The sequence below is a fragment of the Natronobiforma cellulositropha genome (assembly GCF_025629245.1).
Lineage (GTDB): Archaea > Halobacteriota > Halobacteria > Halobacteriales > Natrialbaceae > Natronobiforma > Natronobiforma cellulositropha.
This window is the reverse complement of sequence record NZ_JANZXN010000017.1, coordinates 88,895-110,254: the sequence shown is the minus strand read 5'-3', so window position 1 is coordinate 110,254 and position 21,360 is coordinate 88,895. Positions and strand designations below refer to the sequence as shown.

The window sequence follows — 21,360 nt, the reverse complement described above, 5'->3', positions numbered from 1 at the left end:
TATTCGTTTCGGACGTTCGAGGTGCAGGTCGTATGCGACTCGTCGACGAAAGCGACGCCCTGAGAGACGCCTTCCCGGTCGAGTACGTCGACCTCGCAGTGGTCGTCACCGACCTCGGGAGTTCGACGGTACTGATGTTCATTCTCGCCCTGCTGTTCTGGCTGACGCGCCGACGCGAGACCGCCCTAATCGTCAGCTACGCCTTCGCCGGCTACGTCTTCATCCTCGTCGTCAAGACGCTGCTCGGTATGCCACGCCCGCCCGAAGCGGTCCACCTGATCGCCGTCGACGGCGACGCCTACGGCTTTCCGAGCGGCCACGCCTTCGCCGCCGTCGTCGTCTACGGCGGTCTCTACTCGGTCTTCGAAGTGGCTCGGCGCCGACTCGCGCTGGCTGTCGTCGCCACGCTCGTTGTCCTCGTCTCGCTCTCGCGGGTCGTCCTCGGCATGCACCACCTCGGCGACGTGGTCGTCGGCGCGGCCCTCGGCGTCGCCTTCCTGTTCGCGATGGGGCGACTCACCGACGGCGACCCCGTCCGCGGCTTCGCGCTCGCGCTCGTGATCGCCCTGGCACTGCTCGCCATCACCGGTGTGACCCAGGACGCGCTGTTCGGCCTGGGCGGAGCCGTCGGCGGCATCCTCGGCTCGCTCAGACTCGAGTCGCTCCCCGCGCTGCGCTCGCGTCTCGAGGGAGCCGTCCTCGCCGTCGTCGGCGTCGGGTTCATCGTCGGGGTGACCGCACTCGAGTCGGCGGTCGAGGCGGCGTTCACCCCCGCGCTCCTCGTGCTGTACGCCGGACTCATCCTCGGACTCCTGCTCGTACCGCTCGCCGTCGGACGCGTCGAGGTCGGCCCGCTCGAGCGCGGACTCAGAGCCCAGTAGGGGAACGCACAGCCGCCGAGAACGCCACTCTCACGCGCGGCGTCTGAGATTCCGGTTTTATTCCCGTCGGCGTGGTGGCTCGGGTATGCCAAACCGTCGCTGGCACCGGCCGAGCGGTCGGGCCGTCGTCTGGGTGGTCGTCGCCGTCGCGCTGGTCTCGATCGCGACCGGCGTGGTCTCGATCGTCACCGAACCGTCGGTTGGTGCAGGCGGCGCGCTCGGTGACCTCCAGTCGGTCGCGGAGTTCAGCGGTACCGTCGTCGGCTTCGCGCTACTCGTCAGTGCCTGGGGGATGCGCCGGGGCTACCGCCTCGCCTACGTCTCCGCCGCAGTGCTGGTCTTCGTCTCCGGTGCGCACGGCGTCGCGCAGTACCGGCCGCTGTCGATCCCGCTGATCGTCGTCTCGCTCGGCGGCTTCGTCGTCCTCGTCTTCACGAGCCAGCGCTTCACCCGCTCGAGCGCGCTGACGGCCACACAGGTCGGCTCGCTCGTCGCCATCGTCGGCGTCCTCTGTTACGGCGTCGCTGGCTCCTACGCCCTGCGTGGACAGTTCGACGACCTGCACACCGTCGTCGACGCGCTCTACTTCACGCTCGTCACCGCGACCACGGTCGGCTACGGCGACGTCCACCCGACGACCGAGGGGGCGCGGCTGTTCACCATCTCACTGGTCGTCCTCGGACCGGCGACCCTCGCTGCCGCCGCAGGCAGTCTCTTCGGGCCGATACTCGAGGCGCGTTTCGGCCGCACCGGCCGGGAGGTGACGCGAGACGGACGGGAAGAGCCGGAGCGGGTCGCCGTCGTCGGTGACGGCGCGCTCGCGAGCGCGTACGCCGACGGCCTGGCGGAGCGAACGGCGGTCACGCTCGTGATGCCCGACGAGACGGACGCGGGCGGCGGCGAGTCCGTCTCCACGGTGTACGGCGACCTGACGGCGGACCGGACGCTCGAGCGTGCGGGACTCGCCGACGTGGATGCAGTGCTGGTCGCGCTGCGGGACCCGAGCGAGTGTGAGCGGGCCCTCGGGGCGGTTCGCGAGACTACGGGCGCCGACGCACACGTCGTGGCTATCGCGACCGGCGGCGAGGACGCGCTCGAGCGAGCGGGTGCGGACAGCGTCGTCGACCCCGAGCGCCTGCTGGTTCGGACGGCCGTCGGCGAGACGCTGGGTGCGGACGGGAGGTCCGGCGCGCGAGACGGCGACGACGGTCACTCCTCGGCGTCGGCGGCCGCCCAGAGCGAGTAGAGGTCGTCCTCGGGCGGCGCGTCGACCGTCTCCGCGCCGAACGCGACGCCCTCGCCGTCGGTGACGGACCCGATGTCGGCCACCTCGAGTCCGATCGCGCGACAGGATTCGAGTGCGTCCTCGAGCGCGTCTCCGGGGACGGTCGCGAGCAACGCCCCGGAGCCGAAGATTCGGTGGGGGTCGACGCCCGCGGCCGCACAGAGGTCGCGCGTCTCCTCGCGGACGGGAACCGCCTCGGGGTCGACCTCGAGACGGACGCCCGATGCCGAGGCGAGTTCTGACAGCCCCGCGAGCAGGCCGCCCTCGGTCGGGTCGTGCATCGCGCTCGCGTACTCGCGGAGGCAGCGGCCGTCGGGGACGACGCTGATCTCCTCGAAGAAGCCGCTCGCTCGCTCGAGCAGTGCGGAGTCGAGTGCGAGGTCGTCACCGAAGTCGGCCGCCAAGATCGCACTGCCCTCGAGTCCCGCGGCCTTCGTCAGCAGCACCCGGTCACCGGGGTCTGCCCCGCCGGTTGGGACGAACCGGTCGGTCGCCCCCATCGCGGTCAGCGAGACCAGCGGCCGCTCTAGGGCGTCGACGTACTCGGAGTGGCCGCCGACGACCGTCGCGCCGACCTCGCGGGCGGCGGAATCGAGGTCCCTGGTGACGGTCTCGAGTGTCCCCTCCGGCCCGCCGCTCGGGAGTAAGAGGACGACGGTGAGCCAGCGCGGGTCGGCACCCGAGGCGGCGACGTCGTTACAGGCGACGTGAACGCCGAGGGAGCCGACCTGGGTCGCAGCCAGCGAGATGGGGTCGGAGCTGACGACGAGCGACCCGCCGGGCCAGTCGATGGCGGCGGCGTCCTCGCCGGTCGCCGGACCTTGCAGGACCGTCTCGTCAGTCGCGCCAGTCCGGCCGAAAACGTGTGTGAGGAGGTCGTCGGGGCGTACCTTCCCGGGCATGTCGCGCTCGAGGGTCGTCGGCGGCTTGTAGCTGTCGACCGGGGGTGTTCGAAGACGTGACTGTTCGCCTCGAAGAGAGACCACTCGAGCCGACGAAAGTGGCTGACTCGAGGGGTTTCGACGATCGTACCAGAACCGATAGTACTAGTAGCCATGATAATCAGCTATGGAAACGCGTACCACGCTCCTGTACACCGCGTTCGGTCTCGCCACGCTCACTGCCGTCGTCCACCTCGTCCTCGGCACGTACGGTCTCTACGAGATCGTCTTCGACGGTGCCTCCGACATCTTGCCGCCGATGTTTCTCATTGGTGCGGTGCTCACCGTTGCCCTCATCGCCGGGTTCGTCCGCGGTGATCTGGCCCCACCGATAGTGTACATCGCTGGGGCAGTGTTGATGCTCGGGCACGTGATCGCCTACGCCGACTGGCACGTCTTCGGTGTCGCCGAAGCCACGCTCGGTCTCGAGAACGTCGGCCACGACCACTCACACGACGACCACGGCCACAGCCACAGCCACGACGATCACGGTCACGGCGACGACCACGGACACGACGATGGCCACGGCCACGACGACCACGGTCACGGTCACGGTGACGACCACGGACACGACGACCACGGTCACGGTCACGGTGACGACCACGGCCACAGCCACGACGCCCCCGCCCACCAGGTGTTCATCGACCACCTCGTCGACGACGCCAGCGCCCTGGTGACCAAGACCGCAGAGACCGTCTCCTTCCTCGCCTTCGCCGCGCTCTACGTCCTCGAGCGGTAATCACACCGCTATCTCTCACCGAGAGAGTCACCCCAGGACGAGTCGTCCTCTCACCGGTCGCGGTCAGTTTTCAGATCTCAGCCCCGCCAGCGCGTCCTCGCCGATCTCCTCGAGTACGTGCTCGTGAAACGCCTGCAGGGCGGCCGCTTCGTCTTCGGCGAGCACGACATCGCTGGCCGAGAGCGTCGCGAGCCCGAACGCCCGTGGCGTCGGCGAGTCGAGCAGGTGGCGCTCGAGCGTGATCGCGCCCGTCTCGATGGCGGCGACGAGACCTTCGATCTCGGCGACGTTGAGTTTGTCCTCGAGAATTTCGCGGTAGGTCTCTTCGATGACGGCGAACTCCTCGAGTCCCTCCGCGAAGCCGAGGAGCATCTCACTCGAGACCTGCTGTTCGCTCGCGGACTTCTCGTAGCCCTTGTAGCGCTTGAGGATCATCAGCGAGCGGGTGGCGTTGATCCGGAAGTAGCGCTGGAGCAGGTCGGTCCCCGAGAGCGCCGCCCGCAGGGTCTCGCGGACCCGGTCGGGCTCGAGGTCCTCGAGAATCCCGATGAGGTCGACCTTCCGGTTGAGCGGCATCGAGAGGACGAAGCCGTTGTCGGCGACGGCGACCCCGACGTTGGCGGTGGCGGCCTGCGCACACTCGTAGGCGAGCAGCCGCGAGAGACCGTCGTTGACCTGGCGGCCGTAACAGGAGTGGACGTAGTAGCGCCGTTCGTAGGCGGTGCGGTCGCGTTCGACCTCGACGACGAGTCGCGCGTCGGTACTGACGCTCTCGGGACCGGCGTAGCGAAGCTGATACTCGAACAGGCGCGTCAGCGCACGGACGCTGCTCTCGTCGAGCGGGTACTCGCGCAGCCACGCCCGTACCGCCGGTGAGCCACCCGCCTCGTAGCGCTCGAGGAGGTCGCGCTGGAAGGAGAGGATCTCACAGCCTAAGTCGTACGACAGCGGGAGCCGTTCTGCGTACCAGGTCGGGACCGTGGGGCGGGCGCTCGAGCGGTCGACGTAGACCTTCGATCCACGGCGGTAGCGGTACTCGAAGTGCTCGCCGCCGAGGACGAACACGTCGCCTTTGGTGAGCGTATCGAGGTAGCCCTCGTCGAGCTGGCCGACCCACTCGTTGTCCGCGCGCGTCGAGACGTCGCAGGTGAACGAGTCGGGGATGGTCCCGATGTTGGTCATGTAGATGACCCGGGCGAGGCGGCCGCGCTTGCCGATCAGGCGCTCACCGACGGGGAAGTCGGGGTAGTGGTACTCGCCGTCGGGCGGGTCGTTCTCGTCGCGCCAGACTTTCGCGTAGACGTGACGGTCTTCCATCCCGGCGTACTCGGCGGTGAGATAGCGCAGCAGACACTCGAAGTCGGCGTCGGTGTAGTTCCGGTAGGGGTAGGCCCGCCGGAGGATCGCCTTCACCTCGCGCTCGGGGCGAACCTCGGCGATGGCCATCCCGTAGACGTGCTGGGCGGCGACGTCGTGGGCGTTCTCGGGGACCGAGACCGAATCGACGAAGCCCGCTCGAGCCTTCTCGACCATGACCGCACACTCGATCAGTTCGTCGCGGTCGAGGGCGATCACCCGCCCGGTGACGGTCTGGCCGACGCGGTGGCCCGCCCGACCGACGCGCTGGAGCAAGGCGGCGACGCTCTTCGGTGAGCCGACCTGGATCACGAGGTCGACGTAGGGCATGTCGATGCCCAGCTCGAGGCTGGTCGAGGTGGTGACCACGTCGAGGTCGCCCGCCTTCAGACGGGTTTCGACCCGGTGGCGGACCTCCTTCGAGAGGCTGCCGTGGTGACAGGCCGAGTTCTCCTCGGTGTAGTCGGGAAAGCGCTCTCTGAGGTTGTGCAACACCCGTTCGGCCCCCGAGCGCGTGTTCGTGAAGACGATGGTGTTCGTGTGCGACCCGATGTGTTCGTGGAGCCGCCGGTAGAAGCGCTCCTGGACGAGGTCTCGCGGCGTCGCGATCAGGTCGTCGGTCGGACACTCGAGGCGGAGGTCGAACTCGCGGGCGAAGCGGGCGTCGACGATCTCACACTCGCGGGGCGTGCCGTCCTCGCGCTGGCCGACGAGAAACTCGGCGATCCGCGAGAGCGGGTCGATCGTCGCCGAACAGCCGATGCGAGTGAACTCGTGGTCGGCCATCGCCGCCAGGCGCTCGAGGCTCACCGAGAGGTGCGTCCCGCGCTTGCCGCCGGCGAGTGAGTGAATCTCGTCGACGATGACGTACTCGACGGTCCGAAGCTTCTCGCGGAACTTCGGCGAATTGAGCAGGATGGCGAGCGTCTCCGGTGTCGTATTCAGAATGTGTGGGGTGTCGGCGAGCATCCGCTGGCGCTCGCTCGAGGGCGTATCGCCGTGGCGAATCGCGTGGCGGATCTCGCCGACAGACTCGCCGCGCGCCTCGAGCACCGCCTCGATGCCCTCGAGTGGTACCTCCAGATTCCGGTGGATGTCGTTGGCGAGGGATTTGAGGGGAGAAATATAGAGACAGTAGACCGAGTTCTCGAGACCCGCGGTGCGCTCGCGCCGGAAGAGTTCGTCGAGGATCGCCGTGAATGCGGCGAGCGTCTTCCCGCTGCCGGTGGGTGCACAGACCAGCGTGTTGGTTCCGTCGTGGATCTGTGGAATCGCCCCGCGCTGTGGCGGGGTGAAGAAGCCGCCGTTCTCGGCGACGTACGCGCCGAACTCGGCGAGCCACCACTCCCTGACCGCTGGCTCGAGGCGCTCGAACACCTCCCAGTCGTCGACCACCTCGGGGTCGAACGGCAGGTCGGCGCGCGCGGCCGGGAGGTCGGTGGCGTCCATGGCCGGTGGGTAGGCACGCGCGGGTAAGAGGGTTTGGCCACCGGAGCGAAAGTAAAATCGGCGCACGCAGACAGCACACCCACGCGACACACCGGAACGCCGCCGCAGTCACTACGCTTATCCCTCGTCCGGCCGCGCCTTCGAGTATGCGCGTGACGTTTCTCGGTACGGGAAGTGCCATGCCGACCGGTGAGCGAGCCCAGACCGGTATCGCCCTCGAGGAAGACGGCCGGACGCTGCTGATCGACTGTGGCAGCGGCGTCCTCGGCCGTCTCGAGCAGTCGGGCATCGGCTACGAGGCGGTCTCGAGCGTCCTCTTGACCCACCACCACCTCGACCACGTGGCTGACCTCCTTCCGCTGCTGAAAGCGCGGTGGCTTGCCGGTGAAGAACACCTCGAAGTCGTCGGCCCGCAGGGGACGAAAGCGCTGGTCGACGGTCTCTTCTCGCTGTTCGAGTACATGGAGGGAAAACTCGAGGTGAGCGTCCGCGAGGTGGTCGCCGGCGAGTTCTCGGTCGCCGGGTTCGACGTCGCCGCCTACGAGACGCGCCACTCGCTGCCGTGTCTGGCCTACCGCTTCGACGACCGGTTCACCTTCAGCGGCGACAGCGAGGCGTTCGCCGGACTGGCGAGTTTCGCCGACGGCTCGGCGGTGCTCGCCCACGACTGTTCGTTCCCCGACGAGGTCGACGTCTCGAACCACCCGACGCCCGCCCAGCTGGGCGCACAGCTCGCCGGAGCGGACATCGGCCGGGTGTATCTCACCCACCTCTATCCCCACACGGAGGGCCACCACGCGGAGATGCTCGAGTCGATCAGCGCCCACTACGACGGCGAGGTCCGCTTCGCGAACGACCTCGAGTCGGTGACCATCGACGCCGAGCGCTGAGACGCCGGCAGTGAGGTCGTCTCGACGCCGCAGTCGTCGTCTCGGGCCACTCCAGCGGGGACCCCTTCGAGGGTCGTGTGCTCGTGACACCTCGAGTCCGGATCGTGGAACCGTGACGACAGGTATTTCTCACGGCCGTCTGTAGCCACGACGCGACGGAGGATGGTCCCGCCGAACGCGCCCGAGAGCCGCCAGCACCGATGACCCTCGCGCACCGACTCGCCGACGCGGTCACGACCCACAGTAGACTCGTCCTCGTCGTCCTCTGCGTGGTGACGCTCCTCGTCGGGGCGGGTGCGCTCTCGCTCGAGGAGGACACCTCACTCGAGCAGTTCGAGACCGACTCGCCGGAAGCCGAAGCGGCGGCGTACGTGGCGGCGAACTTCAGCGGGACGGAAGCCGCCAACACGACGGCAGTGCAGGTGGTCGTCGTCGGCGAGAACGCCCTGAGTCGGGAGTCGCTGCTCGACGGGCTTCGGTTACAGGAGGCGCTGGCCGACGACGACACCGTCGGGCCGACGCTCCACGGCGAGGATCCGATCGTCGGCGTCGAGAACGTCCTGGCGACGCGGGTGGTTCGAGGCGCGCAAGCCGAGGCGCTCGAAGCGCGCGCAACGGACCTCGAAGCGCGAGCGGCGGACCTCGATGCGACGGCGACCCGTCTCGAGCGAGGACTCGACGAGACGGCCGCCATCCAGCGCGAGTACGACGCGCTGAACCGCTCGTACGAGTCGGGCGAGGTGGACGAGGAGAGCTACGCGGCGAGAGCGGGCGCACTCGAGCGTGCGTTCGCGGAGCGTCGGACGAACGCCACAGCGGACCTCGAGACCGGCCAGGTCGAGCGCTACGAGCGAGCACAGGCGAGCGTCCGGTCGCTCACCCGAGCGATCGGGGACCTCGAGGACGCCCACGAGGCTGGTGAGGTGGACGGTGCGACCTACGAGCACCGGCGTGAGCGCTACGAAGACGAGCGCGACGGGGCCTACGCGTCGGGCGTCTCCGGAATCCTCGCAGCGGCGTACGACGACCTCCAGACAGACCGCCGAGCGCTCGAGGCGGACCGAGACGCGTTGCTCGCGGCCGGGCAGCCGCCGCTGGCCGACCAGCGCGAGGCGCTCGCGGCCCTCGACGACGAGGAGTTCGCGACGCTGCTCGCGGAGACGCTCTCGGGCGAGGGGGAGACGGCGGGGACGCTGGAACTGGTCTCGTCGACCTACGAGCCGGGGAGCCAGACGGCGCCAGCGCGCACGCTCGTCCTCACACAGTCGGCCGAGACCGGCGGGGGCGTCGGCACGCTCGAGGAGTCGGTGATCGAGGCGCAACTCGAGGTACGCGACCTCGCGAACGGGTGGAGTGACGACCGGTACGCCGTCTTCGGCGCGGGAATCGTGAGCGAGGAACTGGACCGGTCGATGGCCGACAGCCTGGCGGTCGTCGGACCCGTGGCGTTCGTCTTCGTCGTGCTCGCGCTGTTCGTCGCCTACCGCGACGTACTCGACATCGTGCTGGGCGTGTCGGGCATCGTCGTCGTGCTCGTCTGGACGGTCGGCTTCATGGGCTGGGCGGGAATCGCGGTCAATCAGCTGTTCGTAGCGATTCCCGTCCTCCTGATCGGACTCTCGATCGACTACGCGATACACGTCTTCATGCGCGGGCGCGAACACCGCGAGGGCGGGACGGCCGCCCGGGCCGGTGGGGTCCGAACGATCGGGAGCCGGCAGGCGATGGCGCTCGGTCTCGCCGGCGTCGGCGTGGCGCTCGTCTGGGTGACGGCGACGACCGCCACCGGCTTCCTCTCGAACCTCGTCAGTCCCGTCCGTCCGGTCCGCGAGTTCGGTCTCGTCAGCGCCGTCGGCATCTGCTCGGCGCTAGTCGTCTTCGGGACGCTCGTCCCCGCCGCGAAAGTCGAACTCGACTCGCTGCTCGAGTCCCGTGGCGTCGACCGGCGACGGCGGGCCTTCGGCACCGGCGGCGGCCGGCTGGAGGCGGCCCTCGGCGTCGGTGCACGCGCCGCGCACACCGCACCGGCAGTACTCGTAGTGGTCGTTCTGGTGCTCACCGCCGGTGGCGTCTACGGCGCGACGCAGGTCGACACCAGTTTCGACGAGGAGGAGTTCGTCGCCGAGCAGCCACCCGCCTGGACCGACCACCTCGGCCCGCTGAGTCCCGGCGAGTACCACGCCAGATCCGATCTCGAGATCGTCGACCGGCACGTCAGCCGCGAGAACGCCCGAACGCACGTGCTCGTCCGCGGTGACGTGACCGACAGCGAGACGCTCGAGCGCGCCGCGGCGGCCGAAACGAGCGCCGCGAACGCCACGGTCGCCTACGTCCTCGCGAACGAGCAGGTCGCCGTCGAGGGACCGCTCTCGGTGATCCGTGCGGTCGCCGCCGAAGACGAGTCGTTCGCCGCGACGGTCGACATCGCGGACACGACCGGCGACGGCGTGCCGAACCGGAACCTCGGGCGGGTCTACGACGCGCTGTTCGACGCCGACGAGACTGCCGCGCGTGAGGTCATCTACCGGAACGAGGAGGGGGAGTACGAGGCGCTTCGCGTGGGTGTCTCGGTCCGCGGCGACGCGACACTCGAGGAGGTGTCGACGGAGCTGCGAGCGGTCGCGGCCGGCTTCGAGGAGGGCGAACCTGCGAACGGTGGCGACCCGCGCTGGTCGGCCACCGCGACCGGCGATCCGGTCGTGAGCCACGTCGTCGAGCGCGACCTCTTCGAGACCGTCCTCGAGAGCCTACTCGTCACGCTCGTCGCGGTGTTCGGCCTGCTGACGCTCGGCTACTGGGCGGCGGGGAAGGGAGCGACGCTCGGCGCCGTGACGCTGGTGCCCGTCGCGGTCACCGTGAGCTGGATCCTCGGGACGATGTCCCTCCTCGAGATACCCTTCAACGTCCTCACCGGGACGATCACGAGTCTCACCGTCGGTCTGGGCGTCGCCTACAGCATCCACGTCAGTTCGCGCTACACGCTCGAACTCGAGCGTCGGGGCGACGTCGAGGCGGCGATGGCGGCGACGGTCACCGGCACAGGGGGCGCGTTACTCGGGAGCGCGGCGACCACCGTCGGCGGCTTCGCGACGCTCTCGCTCGCGATGCTCCCGGTCCTCCGCCAGTTCGGTCTGCTCACCGCGGTGGCTATCGGCTACGCGTTCCTCGCGAGCGTCGTCGTCCTCCCGACGCTGCTCGTCCTCTGGACGCGCTACGCCGGTCCCGCTCGCTCGTCTGAATCGACGCCACCCGGACGGTCGTGAGTCCGCATCAGGTCCGCTTCGAGACGTATCCGGCCGTGAGCGGATGGGTCTCTGTCGCACGCGTCACTCGAGCGCACAGCCACGATGAGCACCTCCTCCGCGGCCCTGTTGGAGTGTCAGTACAATCGTAACAACAAGTATTTAGCTACGTGTTTTGTAGGATCGTAACAACAGAAATGTCCTCGTCGACAGCCCCACCTACACGTGGAGGTACGGTCGCGTGACGGTTGCACGGCGTCTCAGTGACGTCCTCGTCGCGAACAGCAAGGTCGTGCTCGTCACCTTGCTACTGGTCACCGCGCTGGTCGGTGCGGGTGCATCGATGGTCGACGACGACTCCTCGCTCGAGCAGTTCGAGAGCGACTCGCCGGAGGGCGAGGCAGCGGAGTACATCGCCGAGAACTTCGGGGCGGCGAGCAACGAGAGCGAGAACACGACGACCGTCCAGCTCATTGTCAGGGGGGAGAACGTCCTCACCAAGGAGTCACTGCTCGAGTCACTCGAGTTCCAGCAACAGATCCGCGAGCACGAGACAATCGGGCCGACCCTGACCGAGAACGACTCGATCATCGGCGTCGAGAACCTGCTGGTCACCACCGCGATCATCGAAGACCGGATCGACGAACTCGAAGCCGAAGCCGAGGCGCTCAACGAATCCGCCGACGAACTCGAAGCCGAAGCCGAGGCACTCAACGAATCCGCCGACGAACTCGAAGCCGAAGCCGAGGCACTCAACGAGTCAGCCGACGAACTCGAAGCCGAAGCCGACAACCTCGAGTGGCAGGGCGACCGCCTGCGACAGCGCGGTGCGGAACTCGAGGAGCGAGGTGAGCAACTCGAGGCAGACGGTGAGGCGCTCGCACAGGATCAGGCAGCGCTCGAGGTGCGCGCAGAGAACGTCACCGACGCGCTGAACGAGACGCGAACGATCCAGACGATGGCCGAGCAGGGGGCAATTACCCAGGCGCAGGCCGACGACCAGGTCAACTCGACGCTGGCGAACGCGAGCGCTAACGCGACCCTCAACGCGACGCAGGAAAGCCGGCTGAACGCGACTGCCGACGAGGTCAGAGACCTCGTCAACACGAGTGCGGGACTCGAGCAACCGCGGGAAGCGGCCTACCAGAACGCGACCGAGGGTGTGTTCGACGACCCTGGAGCGAACGCGGCCAACATTTCCGTGCTCCAGGATGCGATGAACGAGACCGGCGACCTCCGGGAGCAGTACGCAGCGCTGAACCAGTCGTACCAGGCCGGGCAGATCAGCCAGAGCGAGTACGAGGACAACCGGAGTACGATCGACACAGCAGTCAACGCCACTCTCGACGAGGCGCGCAGTGACGCACAGCTCAATGCGACGGAACAACAGCGGTTCAACACGACGTCTGCGGAGTACCTGTCGCTCGCCGAGGCACAGGCGTCCGCCAACGTCGGTGCCGAGATGACGATCCAGCAGGGGGCGTTCGTGGTGTTCGAAGAAGAGTTCACGGACCTCGAACAGCGCGGCCAGGAACTCGAGCAGCGCGGACAGCAACTCGAGGAGGACGCGGAATCACTCGAGAACCGCGGCCGGTGGCTCGGTGAGCGCGGTGACGGTCTCGAGGAGCGCGCCGACGAACTCGAGGAGTGGGGTGACGACTTAGAGCGCCGTGGTGAGGAACTCGAAGAGCGCGGTGACGAGTTAGAGCGCCGTGGTGAGGACCTCGAGGAGCGCGGTGACGAACTCGAGGCGGCGTTCGAAGAACTCGAGGAGTTCGAGTCGCCGCCGGTCGACGAACAGATCGCCTACCTCGAGTCGATCGATCAGGAGCGCTTCGAGCGGGCGATCAACGACACGCTCGGCGACGAGGACAACGACTTCGCGCTCGGGCTGATGGCCTCCTCGTACGAACCGGGAAGTCTGACGGCGGACGCCCGGATGACGTTCATCACGCAGACCACCGACAACGACGGCGGCTTCGAGGAGATGGGCGGGATGGCCGGGCCGGCGCTCGACGCCCAGCTCGAGTTGCGCAGTCTCGCCGACGACCGAGACCAGGAGTACGTCGTCTTCGGCTTCGGCGTGATCACCGACGAGATCGACCGCTCGATGGGCGACAGTTTGGCGATCGTCGGCCCGCTCGCGCTGCTGTTCGTCGTCGTCGCGCTGGTGGTCGCCTACCGCGATCCGATCGACATCGTCCTCGGCGTCGCCGGAATCGTCGCCGTCCTGGTGTGGACGTTCGGCTTCATGGGCTGGGCGGGAATCGCGTTCAACCAGATGTTCATCGCGGTCCCCGTGTTGTTGATCGGGCTCTCGATCGACTACGCGATACACGTCTTCATGCGCCAGCGCGAGCAACGCGAGGCCGCGGGCGTCACCAGCGACGTGCGGGGATCGATGGGGCTTGCACTCGCGGGCGTCGGCGTGGCGCTGCTGTGGGTGACGGCGACGACCGCCATCGGCTTCCTGGCGAACCTCGTCAGTCCGATCGGTCCCATCCGCGAGTTCGGCATCGTCAGCGCCGTCGGCATCCTCTCGGCGATGATCGTCTTCGGCGCGCTCGTCCCCGCCGCGAAAGTCGAGATCGATACCTTCCTCGAAGCGCGCGGGTTCGACCGGCGACGGAGGGCCTTCGGCACCGGCGGTGGGGGCGCTGGTCGCTTCCTCACCATCGGATCGACCGCCGCACGACGCGCACCGCTGGTCGTCTTACTCGTGGTCCTGTTGCTCACCGCCGGTGGCGTCTACGGCGCGACGCAGGTCGACACCAGTTTCGACGAGGAGGACTTCCTGGCCGAGAGTCCGCCCGCCTGGACCCAACACCTCGGCCCGCTGAGTCCGGGTGAGTACCACGCGAAAGCCGACCTCGAGTTCGTCAACGAGCACTTCCAGCGCGAGGACTCACAGGCGCAGCTGCTCGTCGAAGGCACGGTGACCGACGACGAGACACTGGAGCGGGTGTCCGAGGCGGAGACGGCGGCGGCGAACAGCACCGTCGCGTACATCCTCCCGAACGGGAACGCCGACGTCGAGAGCCCGCTCTCGGTGATGGAGGACGTCGCGAGCGACAACGAGTCGTTCAACGACTCGTTCACCACCGCCGACCGCACCGGTGACGGCGTCCCCGACGAGAACCTCGAGGCGCTCTACGACGAGCTGTTCGAGGTCGACGAGGCGGCCGCGAGCGAGGTGCTCTACCGGAGCGACGAGGGCGAGTACGAAGCGCTCCGGCTGATCGTCGCGATCCGTGGCGACGCGGCCTTCGGCGAGACGACGACGGAGATGCGGGCGATCGCCGCCGGCTTCGACGACGGCGGGACCGACCCGCGCTGGGTGGCGACCGCCACGGGTGATCCGATCGTGAGCTACATCGTCGAACAGGACCTCCTCGACACCGTTCTCGAGAGCCTGCTCATCACGCTCGTCGCGGTGTTCGCGTTCCTCACGCTCGCCTACCGGGCGATGGGCAACAGCGCCACGCTCGGGGCCGTGACGCTGTTGCCGGTGGCGTTCACCGTGAGCTGGATCCTCGGGACGATGTACCTGCTGGGGATGCCGTTCAACGTCCTCACGGGGATGATCACCAGTCTTACCATCGGTCTCGGCGTGGCCTACAGCGTGCACATCAGTTCACGCTACACGCTCGAACTCGAGCGCCAGGGCAACGTCTGGGACGCCATGTACACGACCGTGACGGGAACCGGTGGCGCACTGCTCGGGAGTGCAGCGACGACCGTCGGCGGCTTCGGCACGCTCGCGCTCGCCATCTTACCCGTGTTGCGCCAGTTCGGGATCATCACCGGGCTGACGATCATCTACGCGTTCCTCGCGAGCGTCGTCGTCCTCCCGACGCTGCTCGTCCTCTGGACGCGCTACTTCGGCCCGGACGTGTCGTTTTCCGTCTCGAGGGAGCGCCGTGGGTTCACGCCCACCGCCAGCGACGGCGGCCACGACGAGGAACACGGGGGTGAGCGCTGACGTGAACCCCACGGAGGCGGAGGCAGTCGAGGCGTTCGAACGCTTGGGCCTCACGAGCTACGAGGCCAAGGTGTTCATCGCCCTCCAGCAGCTCGGCTCGGGCACCGCCAGGGACGTCGCCCGGGTCGCAGACGTCCCCCGATCGCAGGTCTACAGCGTCGCCGAGAGTCTCGAAGAGCGTGGGCTACTCGAGGTCCAGCAATCCAGCCCGATCCGCTACCGGCCGGTGGCCGTCGAGGAGGCGCGTGAGACGCTCCGCAACCGCTTCGAGAGCGAAGAGGAACGTGCCTTCGAGTACGTCGAGTCCGTCCGCGAGGAGCCGAGCGGTGAGGAAGCCCAGGAGGACATCTGGACGGTTCGCGGGCGCGACCGCGTCGACGACCGGGTGATCGACATCCTCTCGAGAGCCGAGACGCGGGTGCTCTTCGGGGCGCGACTGCCGGCACTGCTCACCACCGACCTCGAGCGGGCGCTCGAGGCGCGGGCCGCCGAGGGCGTCGACGTCTCGGCCATCAGCCACGACCCAACCGTCCGCGACCGGCTCGGCTCACTCGAGGGGGTCGACACCTTCACGCCGCCCGACCATCGCAGGGACGACGAGCGTTCCGGCCGGATCGTCCTGGTCGACGACGACAGCGTACTGTTGAGCGTCATCGACGAGGACGGCAGCGAGACGGCCATCTGGAGCGCCGGATCACTGTTCGCGACCGTCCTCATCCAGTTGATCGAAGCCAACGCCGAAGCGCGCTTCGAGTGAGGGCGACGGCGGCGGACGCAGACGGGGCGTGACCTGCAACCGACAGCATCACTCGAGTCGGTAGCGCAACAGCGCCGCGACCCCACCCAGGTTCGAGAGCTGTTGACCCGGCGGGAACTCACTCGAGAAGACCGTCACCTCGCCGCCTTTCTGCTCGGCCGTCCGGACGATGTCGTCGACGTCGACCGACCACTCGCCGTCGGGACCGCGCTCCTGACGCAGCCGTTCGTCGAGGATCAGGAGGTGCTCGATCGCGCCGTACTCGGCCGCCTGCGCCACCGACTCGGGACCGTAGGCGGCTTTCGCCCCCTCGGCGATCCGGCGGGTCAGCTCGTCGATGTACTCGGCTTCGGCCTCGATGCGGGTTTCCTTCTGGACCTCCGCGACCGCACCGCGTTTGAGCACCTCGTGGACCCCTCGGTCGCCGACGCTCGCCGTGTCGACCATCGTGATCAGGTCCGCGACCTCGGGTTCGTTTCGCTCGAGGTACTTCAGCGCGTCCTGTTTGGTGAAGCCGGGACCGGCGAGGATGATCGCCTCGACGTCCATCCGGCGCAACACCTTCGAGAGGTCGGCGAACAGTTCCGAGCGCTCGCGGGCGTACTCGCCCTTGCCGGTCGGGCCGGCGATGGTCGCACGCTCTTCGGTGCCGTACTGGGCGACCGTGTGGACGTGGGCTGCGCCCTCTTCGACGGTGACGATGGCGACGTCGGGGTTCTCCGTCGAGGCCTCGGCCTCCTCGAGTCGCTCGCGCTGGTCGGGCTTGAACCACTTGTCGATCGAGAGTTCCTCGCGCTCTTCGACGTTGAGGGTGTGGTGGAAGCCGAGCTGGTCCTCACGGGAGCAGGCGACGATCTCGCCGCCGACGCGCAGCCGGTTGGCGAACTTGTGGAACTCGACGGTGTCGACGGCGATGGCGACCCAGAGGTGTTCGCGCTCGCCGCCGGTGTCGCGCATCTGGTCGTCGGCGCGCTGGATCCGCCGGGTCGTATCGCCCGCGACGCGGTCGCCGGGCTCTAAGACGTACTGGAGGTGCCAGAGATCGTCCAGACTCTCGGGGACGACCGTGAGCCGTTCGCGACCGTTGTCGAGGCGCTCCCGGTCTTTGATCTGCATGGTGGCCCTTTTCGGAGCGGGAGTAAGTGCGTGACGGAACGAAGACGCGACGAGAGAGCAGGGGACGGCCCAACGGGGGAATCGACCGTCGCCCGACCGCTGGTGACACCGCAACGGCTAGCTGGACGGGGTGCCTCTGAGCGTCACAGATCACCGCTCGGCAGCGGCAACTCGATGGCCAACGATATCGGTGAAAAAATCAGCGCCAAAACACATTGGTATTCGAACGGTCATCGGCCCGCGAACGGCCGATAGCCGTCCTCGAGGCGCGAACGTCAGTCCGTCTCCTGGACCTCGAGTCCGGGTTCGGTCTCGAGTGCGGGCCCGTCGACGCTCGCGGGCGCGTCGGGGTCGGGAGCCCAGAGGGCGAGGTACACGATGAAGGCCGTGAAGATGGTCCCCGCAACGACGACGACGGCGGTGATCCAGACGGCAATATCCATCATCAAGACCGCGTCGGTGGCCACAGAGAGGCTGTCGAACATGGGCATCACTTTCTACGAGAGGGTTGCGAGTGGCGGCGTATCAATATTTCTGTCTCGAGTTGTGCGTGTGCACCGAGAGCACACAACACAGAAACGAGTCTACCAGCAGCGGCGAATACCGCACTGAAAAGTGAGTCCTCGAGCACCGCCATTGGTCGGGCGAGCGACTGCCACCGGGCCGCACTCCCCGGGCGACGGCTCACTCGTCGACGATGCGACTGCCACCGGGCGGCAGGAAGTGCTGGATCTGGTCGGGGCTCGCGATCTTTCTGACGAACGACTCGTCGGCGAAGCGCTCGCGAAGCTGACGGTAGATGCGCTTTGCGGCGTCGGCCTGGGCGAACCGGCCCGGCTCGACGCGGATCGTCGTCACCGCGTCGTCGACGGTGGCAGACGGCGGGCCGCCGACGACCCGGGTGTATGGCTCACACTCGATGCCGACGGCGACGCCGACGGGCGTGTCATCGAAGTAGGTCCGATCCCCACGGACGGCGAAGCCACCCTTCTCGAGATACTCGCCGCTCTCGGGCGTCTTCGAGACCTGGTCGGCGTCGACGAGGTAGACATCGCCTGCGAAGTGGCCGTCTTTCCACACCGAGGAGTAGGAGACGGCGAACTGGGCGGCCTCCTCGAGACTCGTCTCGGGAATCTCGATGTCGCTCGAGGAGGCCTCACTCGGTGCGGTGGCTTTCACGACCGTCACGGGACCGCCGTGGGCCTGGGTGTGGAGGACCCGATCGCCCGGCTCTAAATACTTCTTGACGAGTTCTTCGTTCTGGTCGGCGTTGCGCCCACCGATGACCAGAAAGCCGTCACTCGTGCGGAACCAGCGGAAGCGCTCGTACCACATCTCGTTCGTCCGGACCGGCACCGACGACTCGGCGAGCCAGTCGCGCGACGGGTCGTCGTCGGCAGAGGTCTCCGCTGGCTCGTCTTCGGCCGTCCACTCCTCGCGCCGGCGTTCGATCTCGGCGAGACGCTCGCGGGTGTCTTCGATCGCCGCGAGCGCACCTTCTTTTTTCTCGGCGATGCGCTTGGCTTCGGTGTAGAGACGGTCTGCGTTCTTCTCGACGCCGTCGGCGACGAACAGCCGAACGCGCTCGCCGTCGATCTCGACCGTCACCGCGGCGTCGCTCCCGTCGACGTCGACGACCGCCTCGGCGGCCTCGATACCGCGCTCTCTGCCCTCCGCGAACGTCTCGGCGATCTCGTCCCACGGCGTGTCGGTCTCGCGGGCGGCCCGAACGCTCGAGAGAATCTCGTCGACGAGTCCGTAGTTCGCGTAGAGCAACTCGGCGCGCTCGCGTTCTGCGTCGGCCTGCTCGTCGAAGCCGTCGATCGCTCCCTGCTGCTGGTCGATGATCCGCTGTTGGGTCGCGATCTGTTCTTCGAAGTCCGGCCGGGCGGAGGCGGGGTCCGGTTCGTCGGTGGCCCGCTCGAGCCGGTAGAAGTAGTCGTCGAGCGCCGACGGGAACGTCTCGTAGGTCTCGGGAACCAGCCCCGACTGGTCGTGTTCCTCGAGCGGGAACGGCGTCACGTCGACGACGCGGCCGGTCACCTCCTCGTCGGCCGACTCCTCGCCGTCGTCGGTCTCACAGTAGAGCCGTGGCTCGAGCGCGCCGGTCTCGAGGTCGGCGGTGAGGCGGTCGATGGCGTCGTAGAGCCGGTCGTAGACCGCCTCGTCGGCGTCGTCGATGTCGAGGGTCTTCTCGACGCCCGCGCGGGTACACAGCTCTTCGGCGTAGAGCCCGCCGAAGTTGAGCTGGGTCGCGAGCGTGCGGACCACGTCGCTGTCGGAGTCGTCCATGTGGTGGTCGAACGCCTCGCGCGAGAGTGAGAGCGGGTTGAGCCGTGAGTCGGGGAACTCGTAGCGAGAGCCGGGAACGACGGTTCGCGACTTCAGCCGGATCGTCTCGAGACAGTCGAGTACCCGGTACTCGCCGTCGGTGACCGCGACGTTTCCTTGCCCGAAGAGTTCGGCGATGATCCGGGTGGTGCCGTCCTCGCGCTCGAAGACGAACTCGAGGATGCGGTCGAACTCGAACTGCTCGACGCCGGCGAAGTCGGCCCCGGAGAGCCGGCTGCGGAGCTTCATCGCGAACTGCGGCGGGCGGCCGGGGGCGTCGGGGACGCGCTCGGGGGCGATGGTGTGTACGCGTTTGGTCTCGCCGACGTCGATCAGCAGTTCCATCCGGCCGCGATCGAAGTCGCGCATCTTCAGGCGGAGGAGGTCGTCGCCGTAGAGGTAGGCCTTGTCGACTTTCGCCCCCTCGAACCCCCCGAGTTCGCGGACGAGGGCGGCGAGGTCGACGCTGGTGAGTTCCCGCTTCGGATCCATACCCACACTGCCGGGCCCGGTCAAAAAGGCGTGTCGCTCTGGGCGCCCGCCCGTCCTCGCACTCGGGTGCAGATCACCGAACGCGCTCGAGCGTGTTCACGAGGTCGATTCGGCCGGCACCGAGGTCGGGGTCGCCACGGCCACGGGTGCCGACGGCACCGTGGTAGATCGCCTGCTCGACCTGCTTCGGCGACAGCTCCGGCTCGAGTTCACGCACCAGCGCGGCGAGACCGGCGACCTGTGGGGCGGCAAACGACGTACCGTAGACGTACCAGTAGTCCGCCTGCGCGAAGGGGATGTTCGGCGTCGGCGTGAGCACGAGGTTCGACGGGTACGGGACGGATGGAGGCTCACACGGCTCACACTCGAGTTGGCCGGTCTCGTCGTACACGCAGACCTCACCGTGTGGATTACAGCCGGTCTTCGAACGGGTCTCGTAGCCGCCACCGGGTGCGGCGACATCGACGAGGTTCGTCCCGTAGTTCGAGTAGAAGGCGCGTTCGTCGGTCGGTCCCGTCGCGGAGACGGTGATCGACGCCGGCTCGCTCGCGGGGACGGTCCAGTGGCCACCGCGCTGGTAGTCGGTCTCGTCGTTGTCCGCGGAGACGACGACGACCGATCCCTCCCGAACGGCGTACTGGAACAGGCGCTGAAAGACCGGGAACAGTCCGTTGCCACGGTCCTGTGGACTGAACGGACCGCTGGCCAGACTCAGCGTGATGACGTCGGCACCGATCTCGACGGCGTACTCGACGGCGAGCACGACGTCAGTCAGCGTCCAGTACAGGTCGTACACCGGCGTCCCGTCGGGGAGTTCGAAGGTCCCCATCTGGAGCGCCCTGAGACTCACGAGCCTCGCATCCGGCGCGACGCCGACGGTCCCACGGCCGTCCCGCCAGGCGGCCCCAGCGACGCCGGCGACGTCGGTTCCGTGACCGAAGACGTCGTCGGCGACGTGTCGGTGCGTCTCGCGAGTGAGTTCCTGTGCGTCGAAGATGTCGACCGGCCCGGTCCCGCGACGGACCTCACCGTCCTCGAAGGCGCGGCCGGCGTCGACGTCGACGTTCGGCGTGAGGTCCGGGTGGGCGTGGTTGATTCCGGAGTCGATGACCGCAATCGTCGTCCCCGCACCCGTCGCGACGTCGTGTGCCTCGCGTGCGCGCAAGCGCTGTTTGTCCCACTGCTCCTCGAGCAGCGAGTCCTCGGTCGAGAGGTCGAACGCCGGTACCGGCGGTGCCTCGGGGATGGTCTCCTCGCCCACGCTACTCGCGTCGGCGCCGGTGGCGCGTCGCTCCGGAATCGACGCCTCCGAGGAGGCTCGCTCGTCGTGTGCGACGTCCTGGACGCCGGGAACCGACGCCAGCGCCTCACGGTCCCCATCGAACCCCACGACGTAGAACTCGCCGTCGGCGACCTCGTGGTCGACGCGGGCACCCGCGTCCTCGAGTCGGCGACGGACGTGTCGGCCGGAGGCGGTAACGACGTACCGTTCGGTCGGTGCAGCGCTCGCGGTGGCGAGACCAGTGAGTGAAACGCTGCCGAGAGCCATCGCACCGAGAATCGATCGACGCCGGACGTGCTGACTGTCCTCTGTCATGATCTCCGTTCGAAGAGTGATCATGGACAGTAATAAGTCATGGTGTTTGACAAGTCGTTCGGCCGCCGGGTCGGGTGATCCATCTGGACGGATCGAGAAGTCACCGAACGGCCCGACGACAGGCTGCGCTCCCGGTCGAATCGCTCGAGCGCGTCGACGAGGTCGATCCGACCAGCATCGCGGTCGGTGTCTCGAGCGAAAAACGGACGTACTGTCACCCGCACTGTGAATTTTCGCGTGGTGTGGTAACACAATCCTGTTTGCTCGGTTAGCAATAGCTATTTCACCCCACAAAACGCTGG

The 21,360-nt window shown here is 67.9% G+C and carries 13 protein-coding genes; 7 read left to right on the top strand and 6 right to left on the bottom strand.

All coding sequences use genetic code 11. From position 1 onward, the window contains the following. Positions 1-32 precede the first annotated feature (32 nt). Positions 33-881 (top strand): phosphatase PAP2 family protein, encoded by an 849-nt coding sequence (locus tag N0B15_RS08950; RefSeq protein ID WP_263019350.1) that lies wholly within the window; start codon positions 33-35, stop codon positions 879-881. A gap of 85 nt (positions 882-966) precedes the next feature. Then, complete coding sequence (locus tag N0B15_RS08945) at positions 967-2,127, top strand: ion channel (RefSeq protein ID WP_263019349.1); 1,161 nt, start codon at positions 967-969, stop codon at positions 2,125-2,127. Here the strand turns inward: N0B15_RS08945 and N0B15_RS08940 are convergent. Continuing rightward, on the bottom strand, positions 2,091-3,068 hold the full coding sequence (locus tag N0B15_RS08940; RefSeq protein WP_263019348.1) for an AIR synthase family protein: 978 nt from the start codon (positions 3,066-3,068) through the stop codon (positions 2,091-2,093). The genes N0B15_RS08945 and N0B15_RS08940 overlap by 37 nt on opposite strands. Before the next feature lie 166 nt (positions 3,069-3,234). Here N0B15_RS08940 and N0B15_RS08935 point away from each other — a divergent pair, with 166 nt between their 5' ends. After that, positions 3,235-3,846 carry a hypothetical protein gene (locus tag N0B15_RS08935; RefSeq protein WP_263019347.1) on the top strand — a complete coding sequence of 204 codons (612 nt, stop codon included), beginning with the start codon at positions 3,235-3,237 and terminating at the stop codon, positions 3,844-3,846. Positions 3,847-3,909: 63 nt separating this feature from the next. On the opposite strand, the gene N0B15_RS08930 is transcribed toward N0B15_RS08935, so the two are convergent. Then, the gene (locus N0B15_RS08930; protein WP_263019346.1) at positions 3,910-6,651 is read right to left on the bottom strand and encodes an ATP-dependent helicase; all 2,742 of its coding nucleotides are present in this window, start codon (positions 6,649-6,651) and stop codon (positions 3,910-3,912) included. Between the two features lie 146 nt (positions 6,652-6,797). Here N0B15_RS08930 and N0B15_RS08925 point away from each other — a divergent pair, with 146 nt between their 5' ends. The 4 genes from N0B15_RS08925 to N0B15_RS08910 all read left to right on the top strand — a co-directional run bounded on the left by N0B15_RS08925 (position 6,798) and on the right by N0B15_RS08910 (position 15,522). Beyond that, complete coding sequence (locus N0B15_RS08925; protein WP_263019345.1) at positions 6,798-7,541, top strand: MBL fold metallo-hydrolase; 744 nt, start codon at positions 6,798-6,800, stop codon at positions 7,539-7,541. 200 nt (positions 7,542-7,741) lie between these two features. Beyond that, positions 7,742-10,804, top strand: a complete 3,063-nt coding sequence (locus N0B15_RS08920) for an efflux RND transporter permease subunit (RefSeq protein ID WP_263019344.1) — start codon at positions 7,742-7,744, stop codon at positions 10,802-10,804. 220 nt (positions 10,805-11,024) lie between these two features. After that, entirely contained in the window at positions 11,025-14,765 is a 3,741-nt protein-coding gene (locus N0B15_RS08915; RefSeq protein WP_263019343.1) for an MMPL family transporter, read from the top strand. Position 14,766: 1 nt separating this feature from the next. Continuing rightward, positions 14,767-15,522, top strand: a complete 756-nt coding sequence (locus N0B15_RS08910; protein ID WP_263019342.1) for a TrmB family transcriptional regulator — start codon at positions 14,767-14,769, stop codon at positions 15,520-15,522. Between the two features lie 48 nt (positions 15,523-15,570). Here N0B15_RS08910 and N0B15_RS08905 read toward each other — a convergent pair whose 3' ends face one another. The 4 genes from N0B15_RS08905 to N0B15_RS08890 all read right to left on the bottom strand — a co-directional run bounded on the left by N0B15_RS08905 (position 15,571) and on the right by N0B15_RS08890 (position 21,058). After that, on the bottom strand, positions 15,571-16,638 hold the full coding sequence (locus tag N0B15_RS08905; RefSeq protein ID WP_263019341.1) for an mRNA surveillance protein pelota: 1,068 nt from the start codon (positions 16,636-16,638) through the stop codon (positions 15,571-15,573). Positions 16,639-16,913: 275 nt separating this feature from the next. After that, the gene (locus N0B15_RS08900; protein ID WP_263019340.1) at positions 16,914-17,129 is read right to left on the bottom strand and encodes a hypothetical protein; all 216 of its coding nucleotides are present in this window, start codon (positions 17,127-17,129) and stop codon (positions 16,914-16,916) included. Between the two features lie 193 nt (positions 17,130-17,322). Next, positions 17,323-19,461 (bottom strand): ribosome rescue protein RqcH, encoded by a 2,139-nt coding sequence (gene rqcH, locus N0B15_RS08895; protein ID WP_263019339.1) that lies wholly within the window; start codon positions 19,459-19,461, stop codon positions 17,323-17,325. Between the two features lie 73 nt (positions 19,462-19,534). Then, positions 19,535-21,058 (bottom strand): S8 family peptidase, encoded by a 1,524-nt coding sequence (locus tag N0B15_RS08890; protein ID WP_317618594.1) that lies wholly within the window; start codon positions 21,056-21,058, stop codon positions 19,535-19,537. Positions 21,059-21,360 lie beyond the last annotated feature (302 nt).

Bases quoted from the DNA above. Each gene is read 5' to 3' on its own strand.
- N0B15_RS08930 (WP_263019346.1), bottom strand. From the start codon at position 6,651: ATGGACGCCACCGACCTCCCGGCCGCGCGCGCCGACCTGCCGTTCGAC.
- N0B15_RS08925 (WP_263019345.1), top strand. From the start codon at position 6,798: ATGCGCGTGACGTTTCTCGGTACGGGAAGTGCCATGCCGACCGGTGAG.
- N0B15_RS08940 (WP_263019348.1), bottom strand. From the start codon at position 3,068: ATGCCCGGGAAGGTACGCCCCGACGACCTCCTCACACACGTTTTCGGC.
- N0B15_RS08950 (WP_263019350.1), top strand. From the start codon at position 33: ATGCGACTCGTCGACGAAAGCGACGCCCTGAGAGACGCCTTCCCGGTC.
- N0B15_RS08900 (WP_263019340.1), bottom strand. From the start codon at position 17,129: ATGCCCATGTTCGACAGCCTCTCTGTGGCCACCGACGCGGTCTTGATG.
- rqcH (WP_263019339.1), bottom strand. From the start codon at position 19,461: ATGGATCCGAAGCGGGAACTCACCAGCGTCGACCTCGCCGCCCTCGTC.
- N0B15_RS08905 (WP_263019341.1), bottom strand. From the start codon at position 16,638: ATGCAGATCAAAGACCGGGAGCGCCTCGACAACGGTCGCGAACGGCTC.
- N0B15_RS08935 (WP_263019347.1), top strand. From the start codon at position 3,235: ATGGAAACGCGTACCACGCTCCTGTACACCGCGTTCGGTCTCGCCACG.
- N0B15_RS08890 (WP_317618594.1), bottom strand. From the start codon at position 21,058: ATGACAGAGGACAGTCAGCACGTCCGGCGTCGATCGATTCTCGGTGCG.
- N0B15_RS08920 (WP_263019344.1), top strand. From the start codon at position 7,742: ATGACCCTCGCGCACCGACTCGCCGACGCGGTCACGACCCACAGTAGA.
- N0B15_RS08945 (WP_263019349.1), top strand. From the start codon at position 967: ATGCCAAACCGTCGCTGGCACCGGCCGAGCGGTCGGGCCGTCGTCTGG.